We start from the raw sequence: 15321 nt of genomic DNA, 5'->3' as shown, positions 1-15321 counted from the left end.
CTCGCTTCCCGGGCGCTCGAGGAACCCCGCGCGCAGGGGCCGGCCGGTATTCGAACCGCCGCCGCACCGGTCTCGGAACACAACGCTCTGGAGCGCGACCTCCACGCCGGGAGCGTGACGCCGTGCGGGTGGGGGCCGGCCTGAGGGCAGCCGCACGCGGGGAACTCCCGCTGCAAGGCACCGTCTGGCTCCAGGAGGACCTTCCGGCAGCCCTCACCTCGACCAGCGTGGGCAGTTCAGTCGCCGCAGTGGACGGCGTTCCCGGCGATCATGTCGGCGGGGCCGTCGTCGGCACGACGTTCTACGTGCTCGGCGGCCGGGACCGGGGCAGGTGAACGTGGGGGACACCGTCTACGCGTTCGACCTGGCCTCCCGCCGGTGGACCGAGCGGGCACCGATGCCGACCGCCCGCGGCGGCATCGCCGCCGCAGCCGTGGGCACGAGGATCTACACGTTCGGCGGGGAGTGCAAACACGACGGCACCGGCCCGGACGCCGTCTTCGCCGAAACCGAGGCGTACGACACCGTCGACGACCGCTGGCACCGACGTGCCCCGATGCCGGTGCCGCCACGGCACCGTCGCTGTCGCCGTGAGGGGAACGATCCACATTCCCGGCGGCGGCATCGTGGGCGGCGGCCCGTGGGGGTCAACGACGCCCATCGGCCGCCAGGCGGTGAACCCGCGGCTCCGGCCGACTTGATGCGCGGCAGTCTCACGGTCCGGCGTTGCTGGATGGCCGGGTCATCGCGCTGCGGACGGCTTCGAGCGGTACGGGCCCCCCGGAGCACTCGCTCCAGGGGGCCCGGTCGTACCCGGTGGGCCGGTCAGGCGGGGGTGATGTTCTCGGCCTGCGGGCCCTTCTGGCCCTGGGTGACGTCGAAGGTGACCGCCTGGCCTTCCTGAAGCTCACGGAAGCCGCTGGAGTTGATGTTGGAGTAGTGCGCGAAGACGTCGGGGCCGCCGCCGTCCTGCGCGATGAAGCCAAAGCCCTTTTCCGAGTTGAACCACTTCACGGTTCCGCTGGCCATGCCTACCTCTGTCTCAGTCCGAGAGCGGGTCCGCACCGCGCGGACCCGGAGATTGTCCTGGCTCTGTGGTACCGCACAGCAAAATGCCCGCACCGGGGCGCGGGCAGGTGCTGCGAACCACGACATCCACCGACGACGCTACAGGGCGAAGCCGTCCGTCACCATGTGAGCGTGGAAGCGCGAGTTCAGGCACTGGACGCGGCGCGGGTCGCGGGCGGGAAGAGCCTGCGGACGGCTGCGCCCATGACGACGGCGTTGGCGAGGGCGGCCGCGGCCACCGATGTGATGAACAGGGTCGTGGACAAGGCGGGGTTGAGGTCGGGGAACACGCCGTCGGGCACAAGGGTGTAGAGCAGGCTCAGGGGTGCGGTCAGCAGCCAGGGCACCGCGGCGGCCATCGAGGCGTCGGGGCCCGTGGCGATGACCAAGTCGTAGAGGAAGTAGCCGACCGCGGCGGCGACAGAGGCCAAGTAGACGCGAGAGAGCCAGTTGTCCGTGGCGAGGCTGAGAAGAGCGCGCACACGGTGGGAAGTGGTCATGGCGGTGTCCTCCGATGGGTTGGCGAAGTGGCGTCCCCCGGGCGTTCCCTTGTGCGGGGTGCCTGAGGGCCAGTGGGACCACCATGACGGCTGCGTCCGCGGACCGGCATGAGTACGGCTACTCATCCGTAACTAGGTTGTGGGACGGCGTGACCAGGTTGTGGGACAGCCGCTACGTGAGGCGTCGTGATCGGCGACGTCCGGTTCGACGACCGCCCTCGGCGTCGTCCAGGCCCGGCTCTCGGCTCCCTCAAAGGTGGTGCCGGCCCGGCCGGTCGGAGCCGGCGGCAGGGGGTGTCCGCGTGATGTCGGGTTGTTCGGGGCCATGGGGGATGTCGATGCGTTCCTCGCCGGTTCACCCGCCGACCAGGACGGTCAACCGCCCCGCCCCGCCGCGCCGGAGCCGCCGCCGCGAGCCGCCCCCCACGGCGCCCGGACATTGTGGTTCTGGCGTCCCGGTTGCGGACTGCGGGGACACCGTCGGTCAGCCGGAGTCACTCTGACGTGGCCGTGGCAGTCGGACGAGCGGCCCCCGTGGTCTCGGCGTCACGCTCCGCCTGGGCCTGCGGGAGTTGATCGCTGTGGGCGCCGACCCAGTGGATCAAGACGCACAGCGGGCCGGTGAGGTCGGTGCCCAGTTCGGTCAGGGAGTCTGCTCGGCCGGCTGATCGCCCAGGCAGGAGTGCTGCAGCGCGGTCGGCCGTCCCGGCGTCCCTGCTCGGGTCTCGCGCCGCGTGAGATCGACGTGCCGCCGGCTGGCCGCCGAAGGGCTGGACACCGCGGGGATCGCCGCAAGCTGTCCTCCTCCGAGCGCACCGTCAAAGTGCCCTCCGGCCTCACAACACGACTGCGCCTGCGCAACCGCGCGCACACCGTGGCCTACGCCCGGGAGGGCTGCATCTGACCGGACGGGCACCGACGAACGGCCCCGCGGGCAGCACGGTCTGCCCCGTCGCCGTCCCCGGCACCCCTGCCCGGACCGGCGCCGCACAGGCACCATCCCTGTGACCGCCACGACCACGCCCCCTCGACTCATGAGGGCGAGCAGGCCGACCGGCTGGGGTTTTCCGTCGCCCTGTGTACACCGGTCGCACACCAACTCAGGAGGCCTGGTGGCTCATCAGGTGTTACACGCAGGCGGACGGTGGACAGCTGTCCGTGAACTGACCTGTCGGATGATCGCCTGCGCGACCCTGGCGGCGGCTGCCCTGCTTCCCTTCGGCGACGTCGGCAGTCCGGCCGTGGCCACGGACAAAAGCACCGCTTCAAGGTGCCTCCGCGCCGTATCCCCCGGTCGGGGCGGGGACCGACTTCCTGGACGACTCGTCCTACCTGTCGGGCTTCAACGAGCCGGATTGGTACAAGGCGAACATCCCGTTCGTGGACCTGCCGGACAAGACGACGCAGGACGTGTACTACTACCGGTGGCGGGTGCTGACCACCTTGTTGGGCTGGTTGAGGGTGGCGAGGATCTCGTTGCCGCGGCCGGTGAAGGCGAAGTCGTCGATGCCGGCCAGGCCGGTGGCCCTGACGGTCGGTGTTCCCGCACGGCGACCGCTGTGGATGGGGAGGCTCACCACGGTGCCCTGGTCGAGGTTGGTCACCCACAGGGCGCCCTTGTGCACGCGTGCGCCGTTGACTCCGAGGAATCCCTGTGCGGCGAGCTCGGGGGCGGTCGACCAGGCCGTTGCCCGTCCGCCGTGCGCGGGCACCGACCAAATGGTGCCGAGGACCGAGTCCGTGATGTAGAAGGCGCGCGAGCGGGGGTCGAAGGCCAGTCCGTTGGGCAGACCGTCGGCCGGGAGGGCGGCGACGCGTTCCGGCGTCCTGTGCCCCGGCTTCAGCCGCCACAGCCCGGTCAGGTCCGCGGTGCCGGTGGCGTAGAGGACGTAGAGGGTTCCGTCGTCGATACGGACGAGGCCGGTGGTCAGCGGGAAGCCGAGCGCGGGGGTGTTGACGCCGCTGTCGGAGGGGGCCGGCAGGGTCGCCAGGACGCGCGTCGCACCGTGCCGGTCGACGCGCGCCACCTGGCGGGCGGCGGCGAAGGTCACGTCCACGGAGCCGTTCGGCTCGATGACGGCGTTCTCCGGCATCTGCCCCTTGGCCAGGTCGAAGTGGGTGACGATCCGGGGTTCGGACAGGGGTGCGGCGCCGGTCGGCGCCGGGGTCGCCGCGGCGACCGTCGCAAGGGAGAGGCCGGCCGCGACGGAGGCCAGAACGACACCCGTGAGTCTTTTCTTCATGATTCCTTCAGTTTTCGGACATGCCGATGAAACGCGGGACAGCACTGTTTTTGTTCAGGCCGACGGAACGCCGGATCAGCGAAGGGGGCTCCCGGCAGGAGGTCGGCGCGTAGGCGGAAGAGCGGGAGGGGAAGGCGTGCGGCCGACTTGCGTCTCAGCTCCCGCTGTGGACTGCGCGGTTCCACGCCGCGGGCTCCGCGGCCGAACCGCCGTCCCGACCGGAGTGGGCAGTGCGGGCAAGGAGCGCGAGCGCGTCGGCAGAGGCCGATCCGGGTACGGCGGTGACCATGACGACCCTCTGGTCCAGTTCGGCCTGGAGGGTCTGCTGGGTCACCTCGATCGAGCCCACCAGCGGATGACACATGGTGTAGGCCGCGACGGGGCAGGCACGCACCCGGTGGTCGGCCCACAGCGATTCGAACTCCTCGCTTCTCAGCATGAGGCGCCCGATGAGCGAGGCCATTTTCGGATCGTCCGGATGGCGCCCGGCCGCAAGCCGCAGAGTTCCCACGACATCACGTGCCTTCTGCTGCCAGTCCGCGTACAGAGCCCGCGTATGACCGTCGCAGAACACCAGCTCCGCCATGTTCGGCCGGTCCGACGGCCGGTCCGGGCTCTCGGGGTCGAGATGCCCCGCGAACAGCAGGTGCCCCGTCCGGTTCCAGGCCAGGACGTCGCACCGCTGGCCGATGACGACCACCGGCACGTCGGTCACGGACGCCACCAGCTGGCGAACCGACGCCGCCACCTGCTCGGGCGGCACCCGGCGCGGCCTCACCGGGCGGCGCTGCGCCGCGGCGAGATCGTGCAGGTGCAGGCGCTCGGCCTCGTCCAGGCCCAGGGCTCGGGCGATGGCTTCGAGAACCTCCGGTGAGGCGTTCGACGAGCGTCCCTGTTCGAGCCTGGTGTAGTACGAGGAACTCACACCGGCCAGGATCGCCAACTCCTCGCGGCGCAGGCCGGGCACCCGGCGCTGCTCCCCGTACGTGGCGAGCCCCACGTCCTCCGGCCGCACCTGGGACCGGCGTTTCTGCAGGAACTCCCCGAGGGGCCGCTTTCCGTTCATGCCTCACAGTGTGGAGCGCCGCCCCGGTACCAACCATCCCCTGCCGTGGATAGGCAGCGCAGAGCGTGGCAGCCCCACCTCACACGCACCCGGCGCCGGCGGCGACGACGCCCCGCAGACGAACTCGCCGTCATGGCCCTGTCCAGCGGCCTTCGCGCCACGCTCGCTCCGCGCACATCCGGCGGCCGGAGGCCATGTCCTGCCGCCAGGGCCTCGAACCGCCCGAAGAGGCAGACCTCGGGGCGGTGGACACGCGTCGTCAGGGCCATGATCCGGTCGAAGCGGAACCGTGTCCCCCGGGGTACGCGTCATCCTCGACCTCTCAGGTGTCCATGCCTGGGGCGAGCTGGAGTCGAGGTGAATGATGAGAAGACGGAACTGGGTGCTGGGAGTGCTGGCGCTGCCGCTTGCGTACGTGGGTTGGGTGACCTGGCAGGTCACTGCCGACCTGACGAGTGACGACATGGCCCCGAGGACACAGCCGGTCTCGTGCGAGGAAGCCATGCGCTTCGCGGACCAGAAGGGGTTGCCAGCCGGAGCGCACGATGCGAAGTGCGAGGTCAGGAGCGCGCTGGACACCCAGCATGGAGATGACATCGGACTGCTCGGGATCCCCGGTGGCCGTAGACGCCTGCGGCCACCTGGATCTGGTTCCCCATGCCGACGGCGGCGCGGTGGCGATCGAGCTGACCGTGGAGTACGAGAAGCAGGACACCGCCCTCGTGCACTTCCAGCCCTTCGACGTGTGAGCTCCTCCTGCTCCGCCCGCTCACCGGGCGCCGGCACCTCGCGCTCGTGGCGGCTGGGCAGGCGGCGGCCGCCGACCCGCCGGGACACGGCCGTCTCGACGACACGACGGTGACGGCCCAGCCGCTGCGGGAGTTCGTTGAGAGAGCGGATCGATGGTGGATTTCACGCACGCATATCGCCGTTGGCGGACCACCAGGCTACGACGGGCGCCGGATCTGTCAGGTCGTCACTCATGGAATGGTTCGACCGGACAAGAACAGTCGCGCAGATGTGCGGTGCGTCGGTCGTTTTCACGCCCGGACCGGGGGCAGAACGACTTCCTCCCCGGCAAAAGAACCGCATTCATCGGACAGTAAAGGAACGAACGTGGTGGGACCGTGTTCTTCGGGTGCTGAAATGAAGCCGTCGACCACACGTCCAGGCATTGATCACCAGATAGGCGGTCTATTTACCTTTGAAAGGCAGCAAACGAGAAGAGCTCCGGCAAGACGCACCCCGGCAGGGCGCCACCCTCAGTGCAACGTACCCAACGTTCGCCCTCGATTGCGCAGGTCGCCGCCGTTCCGGCCCCATGGGGCCGCAAACGCGCCCGTTCGCGCAGCCGGCACCGCACGAACGGGCACATCGCCCTGCACCCGCGCCCTTTCACCGGCCCGAGGGGTGGCCCCCAGCCCGGGGACGGTGGCCCTTGGCTACTGCTGGGACTGCGTCTTCTTCAGCCGCCGCCGGACCTGGCGTGCCATCCGGCTGTCCTCACCGGTCACGAGCGTGAGCATGGCCAGCAGCTCCTGTCCCAGAGCCGCGGACTCGGCGGCATCGGTGATGTCCATCCAGGCACCGACGGCCCGCTTGGCGGACTCCCGGGTGAACTGGTGCCGGCTTCCCCAGACCTCGCTTTGCAGTTGGGTGGTGTGCACGTACCAGCGGGTGGCCACCACTGGTTGCCCGAGCAGCAACGCCAACCAGCCCCTCAGCTCCCGGATGTTGACCGTGTGCGCGTGGGCCTCGCCGAACCGGGCGCTGATCTCCTCGTCGAGCCTCTTGGCCTCGGCCCTCGCCGTGGTGAGCCGCCCCCGGTCTTCGGGGGTGTCGAAGGCGGCGACGACGGAGGAGATCCGCTCGCGGAACTCCTCGGGCGGCTGCGGTGGTTGAACCAGCTCGGACGCGGCAGTCTGCTCGGACGCGGCGGTCTGCTCGGACGCGGCGGTCTGCTCGGACGCGGCGGTCTGCTCGGGCGCCGCAGCCTGCTGGGGCCGCGCCTTGTGTGCAGGAGTCTCGTGGGCGGTGGTCTCGCCGGCAGCGGCAGTGCTCTCGCCGGCAGTGGCAGTGCTCTCGCCGGCAGTGGTCTCCTCGGCCGGAACAGGCTGTTCACTCGGCATGTGCGCAGCGGCCCGTTCGTCCTCCACGGGAGCTACGGGAGCCACGGAAGCCAGAACAGCTCGGGCGGGCCGGGCAGCGGCCTCGTCGGAACTGTGCTCCCCCGCCCTCCAGTAGGTCGGGCTGACGTCGCCCCAAGGGCCGTAGGCGACATCGTCATTCACGACTGCTTTGGGTGATTCGGTGCTGGTCAACGTGTTCCTCGGTCGTCTCAGATGTTCACGCCGTGCCTGCGCAGGTACGGGATGGGGGCGATGTCCGAGCCGTAGTCGGGCGTGGTGCGGACCTCCATGTGCAGGTGGGGGCCGGTGACGTTGCCGGTGGCGCCCGCGAGGCCTATGACCTCTCCGCCCTTGACCGTCTGTCCTTCGGACACCTTGAGCTGGGAATGGTGGGCGTACTGCGTGTACATCCCGGCGCTGTGCCGGATGATGACCTCGTTGCCGTACGCCCCTCCGGAGCCGGCCTTCACGACGGTGCCGGGTCCGGCGGCCCTGATCGGGGTGCCGACCGGCACCGCGAAGTCGATACCGGTGTGGTAGCCGCTGGACCACAGGGAACCCGCCTGGTGGTACGGCGTCCCGAGCGGCGCGTTGACCGGCTTCTGCCAACCTCCACTAGCGGAACCGGAGTTGGATCCGGAGCCGATCGGCTTCTGCCGGCCACCGCCGGAGGTCGAACCGGAGGCCTGCGAGCCGGTCAGCTTGGCGACGTTCGCCATGATGATCTTGACGTAGTTGTACGTCTCACCCCTCGCGAAGGACCGACCTGGTCATGAAGTGGGAAGAGGGCGACTGGAAGGTGACGGAAGAGCCGCGGTACGTCAGCAGGCGGACCGGCCCCCGCGCCTACGACGCGAACAGCACCTGGGCCTTCATGGACGGGTGGCGGGAGGTCTCCGATGCGTAGGACCCTCGCCCGGCTGGCCGCCGTGCTGGCCGCCCTCCTGATCACGCTGACCGCGGCCTCGTCGGCGGCCCTCGCCGCCGGCGCGAAGCCACCGCAGCCGTATCCGCCGGAGCTCAGCCACGGCGAGCGCGTCGGTATCAGCAGAACGACCGGCGAATACTGCGACATGGACAGCGGTGACGGAAGCGTTCGCGCGGCTTGCCGTGCTCCGCAGGGCTGCAAGGACTACCCCGCCGGAAACACGTCCTGCGCCGACAAGGGAACGAGCGGTCCGAACGAGGCCCGGCAGTTCGAGCTGAACGAACTGAAGCGGTGGCGGGAAAGAACCGACCACAACACTGCCGGCTACGAGAAAGTCAACAAGTTCCTGACACAGTGCGTCGAGGAGGCAAACGCACGTTCCAGGACTGCTATGACGAGGCAACGGCCAAGGATCCGCCCCCTGTGAAGGGACCGGCCGACTGGGTGTCCGGGAAGGTCTCGAAGGCGGCGGCCAATGCCTTGGAGGAGACGGCGGCCACCCTCGGCGAGAGCGTGGTCTGGCTGCTGGAGCAGTTCACGGAGGCTTTCAACAGCATCTCGACCGTCCAGCTGGGCAGGTCAGGCATCGGCCCGGTCATAGGGATCACGACCGGCGTCTCGGTGCTGGTGGCGACGTTCCTGCTGCTCGTCCAGTTCGGGAAGGTGGCGGTCTCCCAGCAGGGCGGCCCGCTGGTCACCGCCATCACCGGCCTGGCCAAATGGGCGGCGATCCTGTCCGTGTACCTCTTCGCCACGCAGGTCGCGCTGAACTGGACCGACACCTTCAGCACAGCGGTGATCAACTACGCCTTCGACGGTGGCGGCTCCGGCGGCGAGGACGCCACCGAGGCCATGAAGGAGCAGTTGGGCACGTTGTTCGCGGGACTCGTCGGAGACGGCGGAGCAGCCGGGGCCGGTACGGCCCTGATCACCGGAAGCGGTGTCTCCGCGAACGCCGTGGGCTTTGTGATCATCATCTCCATTCTGTCCATTCCGGCGACCGGCGCGCTGTGGGTCGAAATGCTGATCCGGCAGGCGGGAATCATGATCCTCGTGGGGGTCATGCCGTTGGTACTGGCCGGACAGCTTTCCGACGCGACCCGCAATTGGTGGCCGAAGGCGCGCAACGCACTGATCGCGCTCATCCTCATGAAGCCGGTCATTCTGATCGTCTTCTCGATCGGTTTCAGCGCGATGTCCGGCACGGAAGGCGTCCGCAACGTTCTGGTCGGCCTGATCCCCTTCATCGTCGCCGGATGCGCGTGGCCCGTCATCGCGAAGTTCATGACCTTCGCGGCGAACGGGGACGGAAACTCGATGGCGTCCGGAATGATCAGCTCGGTCGGCTCCGGAGTCTCCGCCGTGTTCGGCGGCTACCAGCCGTCCGTCGGCGGGCCGGGAACCGTCGGTGGCGGTGGCGGCTACACCCGGGCACTGGAGGAGGACAACTCGAACTCCGCGTCCGCCAGTGGCGGCTCGGGCTTCGGCGGCCGCGGCTTCTTTTCCGCGGCACCACAACCGCCGGCATGGGTCCGCAGGTCGCCGCCGTCGGCAGGGACGTGCCGGAGAGTGGATTCGCCCCCAGGGCGGCCGGGTCCGGGCCCGGCCCCGGAAGCCGGAAGAAGGGCGGCCGCCATGTCACCGGCCCGCAACGCGGCGGCGAGGACGGCGGTGGCGCCAGGAGCGGCGCCAAGGCGCCGCCCACCCCCGCGGGCGCGCCTGCCGAAGCCACTCCCCCACCGTCTCCCGAACCCCGGCCGCACCCGGTCCCGGACAACGGGACGGACTCATCGCCGCGCTGGAGGCCGGACAACTCATGACGCAGGTGCAGCCCGCAACCTACAGCGGCTGGCAGTCGGAACGCAGCGGGTTCGTGGGCAACCTCAGCGGCGTGGGCTTCGCCCTGATGACGGCTGCCTCCGTCATCGCCCTGATCCCCCTTTACACCCGAAGCTGGACCAGCGCGTTCCTCGCCCTGCCCCTCGCAGCCCTGCTCCTTGCTCCTGGCCTTCGGCCGGGTGCTGGGGCTGAGCGCGGATCAGTGGATCGTCCTCGCAGTAAGGCACCAGATCGCCGTGGCCACGAACAAGAACATCTTCACCTCGGGCGTGTTCGCCCCCCGCACCAAGGACGGGCGTCAGCCCATGGACCTGCCGGGGACGCTGGCACGCCTGCACATCCTGGAAGCCCCGGACGGCCTCGGGGGCACGCTCGGCATCACGCACAACCCGGTCGACGGCACCTGCACCGCCGTGGCGCGGGTGACCTACCCCGGTCTGGCGCTGGTGGACACGGACAAGCAGAACGCCCGCGTCAAGGCGTGGTCCGCGTTCCTGCGCTCGCAGTGCAACGAGGACGGGGCGATCACCCGCATCAGCGTGCACCAGCGGGCGCTGCCCGACGACGGGGCGGCGCTGTGGTCCTGGACCGCACGCCACACCTCCCCCGAGGCGCCTCCCGCCGCCGTGCAGGCCCTGTCGGAGCTGATGGAGGGGGCGGGTCCGGCCGCCACCACCCGCGAGACGTATCTGTCGGTCACTCTCTCCTCCGCCCGCGCCCGCCTGGCCGTCAAGGGTGCCGGCGGCGGCCAGATCGGCGCGGCCGCCGTCCTGGTACGGGAGCTCAACGCGATGCACGGCGCGCTCGGCAGCGCCGGCCTGAGCGTTCAGGAGTGGCTCACTCCGCGCGGTCTCGCCCAGGTGATCCGCACCGCCTACGATCCCGAGGCGCAGCAAGCCCTGGCCGCGCGCAACGCCGCCGCAGAGGAACCGGGCTGGCAGGGTGCCGAGCGCGGCGTCGACCCCGAACTGGCTGGGCCCGCCGCGGCGAAGACCGGCTGGGGGGTCTACCGGCACGATGGCGCCTGGACCGTCTCCTACCAGGTGCGCGGCTTCCCCCAGTCGGAGGTGTAGGCGACGTTCCTGCAGCCGCTGTTGCAACCGCGGGCCAACGCGCGCCGGTCGATGAGCCTGGTGTACGAGCCGGTCCCCCCGGCCAAGGCCCGCCAGGACCTGGCCCGGGAGAAGACCAGGCGCGACGCCGCGCGACGCCTGCGGGCCAAGACCGGCCGGGCCGAGAGCGAGGACGAGCGCAGGGAGGAGCTGACGGCCCGCGCCCAGGACGTCGCGCGTGCCTCCGGCCAAGGTGTGGTGCGGCTGACCTGCCTGCTGGCGGTCACGGTCACCGACTTCGAGGAGCTGGAGGCCGCCTGTGCCGAACTCCAGGCCGACGCCTCCGCGTCCGGGCTGGAGCTGCGGCGCGTGTGGGGCTCGCAGGACGACGCCTTCGCCATCGCGGCCCTGCCACTGGGCCTGGGCCTGCCGGACCGGAGGGTGGGCATCTGATGGGGTCTCCCTTCCGCCGCTCCGACGTCGACAGCGCCCTGAAGGCCAAGCCGTTGACAGCGCTGCTCGACACCGGCGAGCCGCGCCCGTCCCCCCGTCAGCTCAGCCCCCGTGAACAGCGGCGGGCCCGGTTGCTTGAGGACCCGGAAACCGCCATGCGGGTGGCTCCCCGGCTGGGGTGGAACCAGCCCTTCGCCGGGCGGGCCGCGTCCAGGGCCAAGGTCGATGTCTTCCGGGCCGACACCGAGCGCGCCAGCGGGATCTACCCGTTCCTGCACGCGGAGTCGCTGCCGCCCGTCGGTGTCTACATCGGCTACAACACCCTGACCATGCAGGCCTTCTCCGCGCACCCGGCGGCGTGGGTCCGCGAAGGGCTGTGCACCAACCCCAACGTGATGGTCACCGGCATCCCCGGCAGCGGGAAGTCCGCGCACATCAAGGCCCTGTGCTTCCGGTTGATGGCGCTCGGGCACCGGGCCCTGATCGCGGGCGACGTCAAGGGCGAGTACCGGGCCCTGTGCGAGCACCTGGGGGTCGAGCCGGTTCGGCTGGGCCCCGGTCTGCCCGGCCGGCTCAACCCGTTGGACGCCGGGCCGCTCGGCTACGACCTGGACAGGATCGGCGGTGAGGAGCTCCAGGCCCGCCTGACCGAGATCCACCGCCGCCGGCTCACCCTGCTGAAGGCGCTGCTGGAACTCCAGCTGAAACGCAACCTGGTGCCGCAGGAGGAGGAGTGCCTGGACATCGCCGTCCGTGAGGTCACCGGCCAGCTGTCCGGCCACACCCATCTGCGCACGCCCACGCTGCCCCTGGTCTACGAGAAGCTCAAGGACCCGACCAAGGAGATGGCGCACGGGCTGCGTGTCCGCGGGGACGACATCCAGATGGCGCGCGAGCAGATGGCTTCCCTGCGGTCTTCCCTCGGCAGCATGATCACCGGGCACCTGGGCGGGTTGTTCGACGAGGAGACCTCGGTCGGCCTGGACTGGGGTGCACCCATCCAGTCCGTCGACATCTCCGCCCTGCAGCAGTACGGGGACGAGACGGTCGCCATGGTCCTGAGCTGTGTCTCCTCCTGGGCCCAGTCGGCGATCGACCGGCCCGGCGAGCGGCCGTGGATCGTCGTACGGGACGAGCTGTGGCGGCAGATGCGATCCGGGGGCGCGGCGATGGTCCGCAAGATCGACGCCGATCTGCGCCTGAGCCGCGCGACCGGCACGATCCAGCTCCTGGCCACGCACCGCCTGTCGGACTTGGAGGCGGTCGGCGCGGCGGGGTCCGAGGCGGTCGCCATCGCCAAGGACCTGATCGCCTCGTGCGAGACCCGCATCCAGCTCGCCCAGGACACCAAACCGCTGAACCTGACCCGCGAGGCCATCGGGCTGACCGACGCCGAGTGCGAGTTGATCGGTTCCTGGGGAGCCGGCCAGCGAGGCAGGGCGCTCTGGAAGGTCGGCCGGGGCGGCGGCTCCCACGCGGTGCAGCTCCGGCTCTCGCGCACCGAGGAAGAGCTGTTCGAGACGGACGAGCGCATGGTGGTGTGAACTCGGCCAGGCACCGCTCGATCGACGGCGGAGACTTCCGGCGGCCTTGGCGTTCGTCTCCGCCGTCGGGGCCCGCCCGGTAGGTGTGCGCGCTGCGTGCGCCGCCGGCCGGGCTCGCCTTGCAAACGGACGGGCGAGCCCCACCACAGCCCCCTCAGCCAGTACTGCCGCGTCCCGCCCCGCCGCCACGGGCGGTCTTGCGGGATCAGCCGGCGGGGACGGCCCAGGCCCGCCCGCCGTGCGGACCCGGCTTCGTACGGATGGCAGACGCGAAGGTGTCGCCCGGCAGGCACCAACTAGGTACCATGAGGGTATGCCCTCACTGAACGTGTCCTTCACCGACGAGGAACTCGAAGGCGTGCGCGCGGCTGCCGCAGCCGACGGCAAGAGCCTCAAGCAGTACCTGCACGACCTCGGCGTCCGTGAGATGCAGCGCAAGCAGTTCGTCACGGGCGCGAGCGCGTGGGCCGACCGGCTGCGCGACGAGTTCGACGACGCCTTCCCCGACGAGGTGCCGCCCTCCGAGCGCGGGGACGGCGCCGCGGCCGCCTGATGCATCTGTACATCGACGTCTCCTGGCTGCTCGACGTCCAGGAGGCCGCCCTCGGCCAGGAAGACATGACCGTCTCCGACTACTCGGCACTCGTCGCGGCCGTCGCCCGCCACAAGACCAAGCTGCCGACCCTCGCCGCGGCCGACCCGGACGCCTCCTGGCGTGCGGCCGCGCTCCTGCACACCATCGTGCGCCTCGAGCCGCTCCCTCACCGCAACAGCCTGTACGCGGCGTTCGTCGCGGCCCAGTACATGGATCAGTCCGGCGAGGGCATCGATCCGCCCTACGGCGCCCTCTCCGATCTCGTACGAAAGGTCCGCGACACCCGTCTCGGCGTCCAGGCCATCGCGGAACAGCTGCGTTCCTGGCGGGTCTGACTGCTCGACGCCGTCACCGGGCCGGATGCCCGGTGGCCTCCCGCCCGCCCCCCACGAGGTCTCGATCCCGTGGACGCACCCGTGGAGGGCGCGGTCGGCACGGGCGCCGAGAAGGTGCCGCCGCGTCAGCGTGGGCCGTCGCCGCGGTCAGCCGACAGCGGTCTCGCGCCTCGGGCTCAGCATGGCCGCCGCCAGACCCCCAGTTCGTACTTCTTGAGCATCGAGCTCAGCTTCAGCCGGCGCGCCTCGGGGCAGAAGCGACGGGTGGGCACCTCGTACTCGACGTGGAAGACGGCCTTCCTGGCCGCGATGAACGGCTTGAGGGCCTCACACTCGTCGTACTGAGCGCACTGTTCGTTGACCGCGAAGTCGAAGTCCCGCACCAGCTGCGGGATCTGGTCCAGGTCGTTCTTCAGGCCCACCGACATGCCGCGCTCATGGGCCAGGCGGGCGATCATCCGGTTGTAGCGGAGCTGGTCCGCGGCGGTCAGCCGGAAGCCGGTGGTGTTGCGGTAGCCGTCCATGTTGTCCGGTTCCACCGCGTCGAAGCCCTTGTCGCGGCACATGTCGAAGCGGGCCGCCATCAGCGGCTTCAGGACGTCGATGCGGCGGATGTCGAGCCAGCGCTCCCCCTCCCAGCCGTTGCCCCTCCCCAGCACCGACCTGGGGAACTTCCTCGCGTCCGGGCGGAACTCCTCCCAGGCACCGGTGGAGATGTAACAGATGACCTTACGGCCCTTGCGGTGCAACGCGGCGACCGTCCTCGCGGAGTGGTCGAAGCCGTCGATGTCGTAGACCGGGACGTCGACGGAGGTGTCCAGCCTGCCGGTGAGCTGCCACTGCCAGGTGAGGCCGGGGCGCGGCTGCCAGCGGCGGCCGCTCGCGCTGGCGGAGGTGGTGTCCATGACCCCTGTCACGGCCGTGCCGTCGTCGTTCCGGGAGGATGACGGGTCCGTTGGGAGGCCCGGGAGCAGCAGAAGCAGGGCGAACAGGGGAAGCAGGAATAAAACGCGTCTCATCAGGCAGGCCTTTCGGGTCGTCGAACAGTTTCCAGACCAATTTCCAGGGGTGCGGCAGCGTCCCCACCGGGGGCCGCCGTCGCCGGTGCGCACTGGATGACGGGCCTCGGGCACAGCGGGTTCCTCCACGCGGGCGCCGGCCGGCGCCCGCGCAGCAGACGCCGGGGCCAAGCAGGCAGGGCCAGCAGCTTCGTCGCCGAGCGGGGCCCCACCTTGAACTGCGACGGCGGGCCGTTGCGCCGGACCATGAACTGCCCGGCCACAACGGTGGTTTCAGCCCGTTCGCGGGCGAAGTGACACTTGCCGCGCTGAATCACATGCATCATCACCCGGTCGTGGGGATTGCGGGGCCTGCCGACAAGCGACTCGCCATAGACGTCCTCGATCAACGCGTCGTCCAGCTTGGAGGCACGCACACGGAATGGGAAGGCATCGGCCGGGCCCGGGGCAGCGGGCAGACGCCGCCGGCCCGTGCGTCCCACTCGTGCCGTAAGACGTCGAAGCCGTCCCGCCTCACGCTCGCGGCGGTGACGTCCACGGCGAACGTCCT

At 70.4% G+C, this 15321-nt stretch carries 17 protein-coding genes and 2 pseudogenes; 11 read left to right on the top strand and 8 right to left on the bottom strand.

Annotation, left to right across the window (positions count from 1 at the left end; translation table 11 throughout):
• The first annotated feature begins 122 nt into the window (after positions 1-122).
• Together ACZ49J_RS25580 and ACZ49J_RS25575 are read left to right on the top strand one after the other, a co-directional pair.
• The gene (locus tag ACZ49J_RS25580) at positions 123-335 is read left to right on the top strand and encodes a hypothetical protein (protein WP_467451677.1); all 213 of its coding nucleotides are present in this window, start codon (positions 123-125) and stop codon (positions 333-335) included.
• A 62-nt stretch (positions 336-397) separates the two neighbouring features.
• A complete protein-coding gene (locus ACZ49J_RS25575) occupies positions 398-904 on the top strand; it encodes a hypothetical protein (RefSeq protein WP_467451833.1) in 507 nt (168 codons plus the stop codon).
• Here ACZ49J_RS25575 and ACZ49J_RS25570 read toward each other — a convergent pair.
• Together ACZ49J_RS25570 and ACZ49J_RS25565 are read right to left on the bottom strand one after the other, a co-directional pair.
• Positions 826-1029 carry a cold-shock protein gene (locus tag ACZ49J_RS25570; RefSeq protein WP_067275720.1) on the bottom strand — a complete coding sequence of 68 codons (204 nt, stop codon included), beginning with the start codon at positions 1027-1029 and terminating at the stop codon, positions 826-828. The two genes, ACZ49J_RS25575 and ACZ49J_RS25570, sit on opposite strands and share 79 nt — an antisense overlap.
• 185 nt (positions 1030-1214) lie before the next feature.
• Positions 1215-1568 (bottom strand): SCO4225 family membrane protein, encoded by a 354-nt coding sequence (locus ACZ49J_RS25565; protein ID WP_467451678.1) that lies wholly within the window; start codon positions 1566-1568, stop codon positions 1215-1217.
• Positions 1569-2220: 652 nt separating this feature from the next.
• Between ACZ49J_RS25565 and ACZ49J_RS25560 the strand changes: the two are divergent.
• A pseudogene (locus ACZ49J_RS25560) lies at positions 2221-2472 on the top strand (LuxR C-terminal-related transcriptional regulator); the annotation flags it as partial.
• Between the two features lie 514 nt (positions 2473-2986).
• Here the strand turns inward: ACZ49J_RS25560 and ACZ49J_RS25555 are convergent.
• Both ACZ49J_RS25555 and ACZ49J_RS25550 read right to left on the bottom strand, forming a co-directional pair.
• Positions 2987-3811: an SMP-30/gluconolactonase/LRE family protein gene (locus ACZ49J_RS25555; RefSeq protein WP_467451679.1), complete on the bottom strand. Its 825-nt coding sequence runs from the start codon at positions 3809-3811 to the stop codon at positions 2987-2989.
• Positions 3812-3965: 154 nt separating this feature from the next.
• Complete coding sequence (locus ACZ49J_RS25550) at positions 3966-4877, bottom strand: helix-turn-helix domain-containing protein (protein ID WP_467451680.1); 912 nt, start codon at positions 4875-4877, stop codon at positions 3966-3968.
• A gap of 584 nt (positions 4878-5461) precedes the next feature.
• Here ACZ49J_RS25550 and ACZ49J_RS25545 point away from each other — a divergent pair.
• Positions 5462-5626, top strand: a complete 165-nt coding sequence (locus ACZ49J_RS25545) for a hypothetical protein (protein WP_467451681.1) — start codon at positions 5462-5464, stop codon at positions 5624-5626.
• A gap of 693 nt (positions 5627-6319) precedes the next feature.
• On the opposite strand, the gene ACZ49J_RS25540 is transcribed toward ACZ49J_RS25545, so the two are convergent.
• Both ACZ49J_RS25540 and ACZ49J_RS25535 read right to left on the bottom strand, forming a co-directional pair.
• Entirely contained in the window at positions 6320-7006 is a 687-nt protein-coding gene (locus ACZ49J_RS25540) for a hypothetical protein (protein ID WP_467451682.1), read from the bottom strand.
• Positions 7007-7215: 209 nt separating this feature from the next.
• The gene (locus ACZ49J_RS25535; RefSeq protein WP_467451683.1) at positions 7216-7725 is read right to left on the bottom strand and encodes a M23 family metallopeptidase; all 510 of its coding nucleotides are present in this window, start codon (positions 7723-7725) and stop codon (positions 7216-7218) included.
• Between the two features lie 53 nt (positions 7726-7778).
• On the opposite strand from ACZ49J_RS25535, the gene ACZ49J_RS25530 reads away from it, so the two are divergent.
• From ACZ49J_RS25530 to ACZ49J_RS25500, 7 genes and pseudogenes are all read left to right on the top strand, one after another.
• Positions 7779-7913: a hypothetical protein gene (locus ACZ49J_RS25530; RefSeq protein WP_467451684.1), complete on the top strand. Its 135-nt coding sequence runs from the start codon at positions 7779-7781 to the stop codon at positions 7911-7913.
• Positions 7914-7935: 22 nt separating this feature from the next.
• Complete coding sequence (locus ACZ49J_RS25525) at positions 7936-8361, top strand: hypothetical protein (RefSeq protein ID WP_468350338.1); 426 nt, start codon at positions 7936-7938, stop codon at positions 8359-8361.
• The gene (locus tag ACZ49J_RS25520) at positions 8358-9965 is read left to right on the top strand and encodes a hypothetical protein (protein WP_467451686.1); all 1608 of its coding nucleotides are present in this window, start codon (positions 8358-8360) and stop codon (positions 9963-9965) included. Before ACZ49J_RS25525 ends, ACZ49J_RS25520 begins: the two co-directional genes overlap by 4 nt.
• A pseudogene (locus tag ACZ49J_RS25515) lies at positions 9953-11278 on the top strand (SCO6880 family protein). Before ACZ49J_RS25520 ends, ACZ49J_RS25515 begins: the two are co-directional and overlap by 13 nt.
• A complete protein-coding gene (locus ACZ49J_RS25510) occupies positions 11278-12822 on the top strand; it encodes a type VI secretion protein (RefSeq protein ID WP_467451687.1) in 1545 nt (514 codons plus the stop codon). The pseudogene ACZ49J_RS25515 and the gene ACZ49J_RS25510 overlap by 1 nt, the downstream one beginning before the upstream one ends.
• Positions 12823-13135: 313 nt before the next feature.
• Positions 13136-13375, top strand: coding sequence for a hypothetical protein (locus ACZ49J_RS25505; protein WP_467451688.1), 240 nt, complete (start codon positions 13136-13138; stop codon positions 13373-13375).
• The gene (locus ACZ49J_RS25500; RefSeq protein ID WP_467451689.1) at positions 13375-13752 is read left to right on the top strand and encodes a toxin Doc; all 378 of its coding nucleotides are present in this window, start codon (positions 13375-13377) and stop codon (positions 13750-13752) included. The genes ACZ49J_RS25505 and ACZ49J_RS25500 overlap by 1 nt, the downstream gene beginning before the upstream one ends.
• A gap of 176 nt (positions 13753-13928) precedes the next feature.
• Here ACZ49J_RS25500 and ACZ49J_RS25495 read toward each other — a convergent pair whose 3' ends face one another.
• Positions 13929-14771 (bottom strand): endo alpha-1,4 polygalactosaminidase, encoded by an 843-nt coding sequence (locus ACZ49J_RS25495; protein ID WP_467451690.1) that lies wholly within the window; start codon positions 14769-14771, stop codon positions 13929-13931.
• Positions 14771-15187, bottom strand: coding sequence for a hypothetical protein (locus ACZ49J_RS25490; protein ID WP_467451691.1), 417 nt, complete (start codon positions 15185-15187; stop codon positions 14771-14773). The genes ACZ49J_RS25495 and ACZ49J_RS25490 overlap by 1 nt, the downstream gene beginning before the upstream one ends.
• Positions 15188-15321 lie beyond the last annotated feature (134 nt).

It is taken from the genome of Streptomyces sp. NPDC030840 (assembly GCF_055572015.1).
This window is presented reverse-complemented; position numbering and strand designations above follow the sequence as displayed.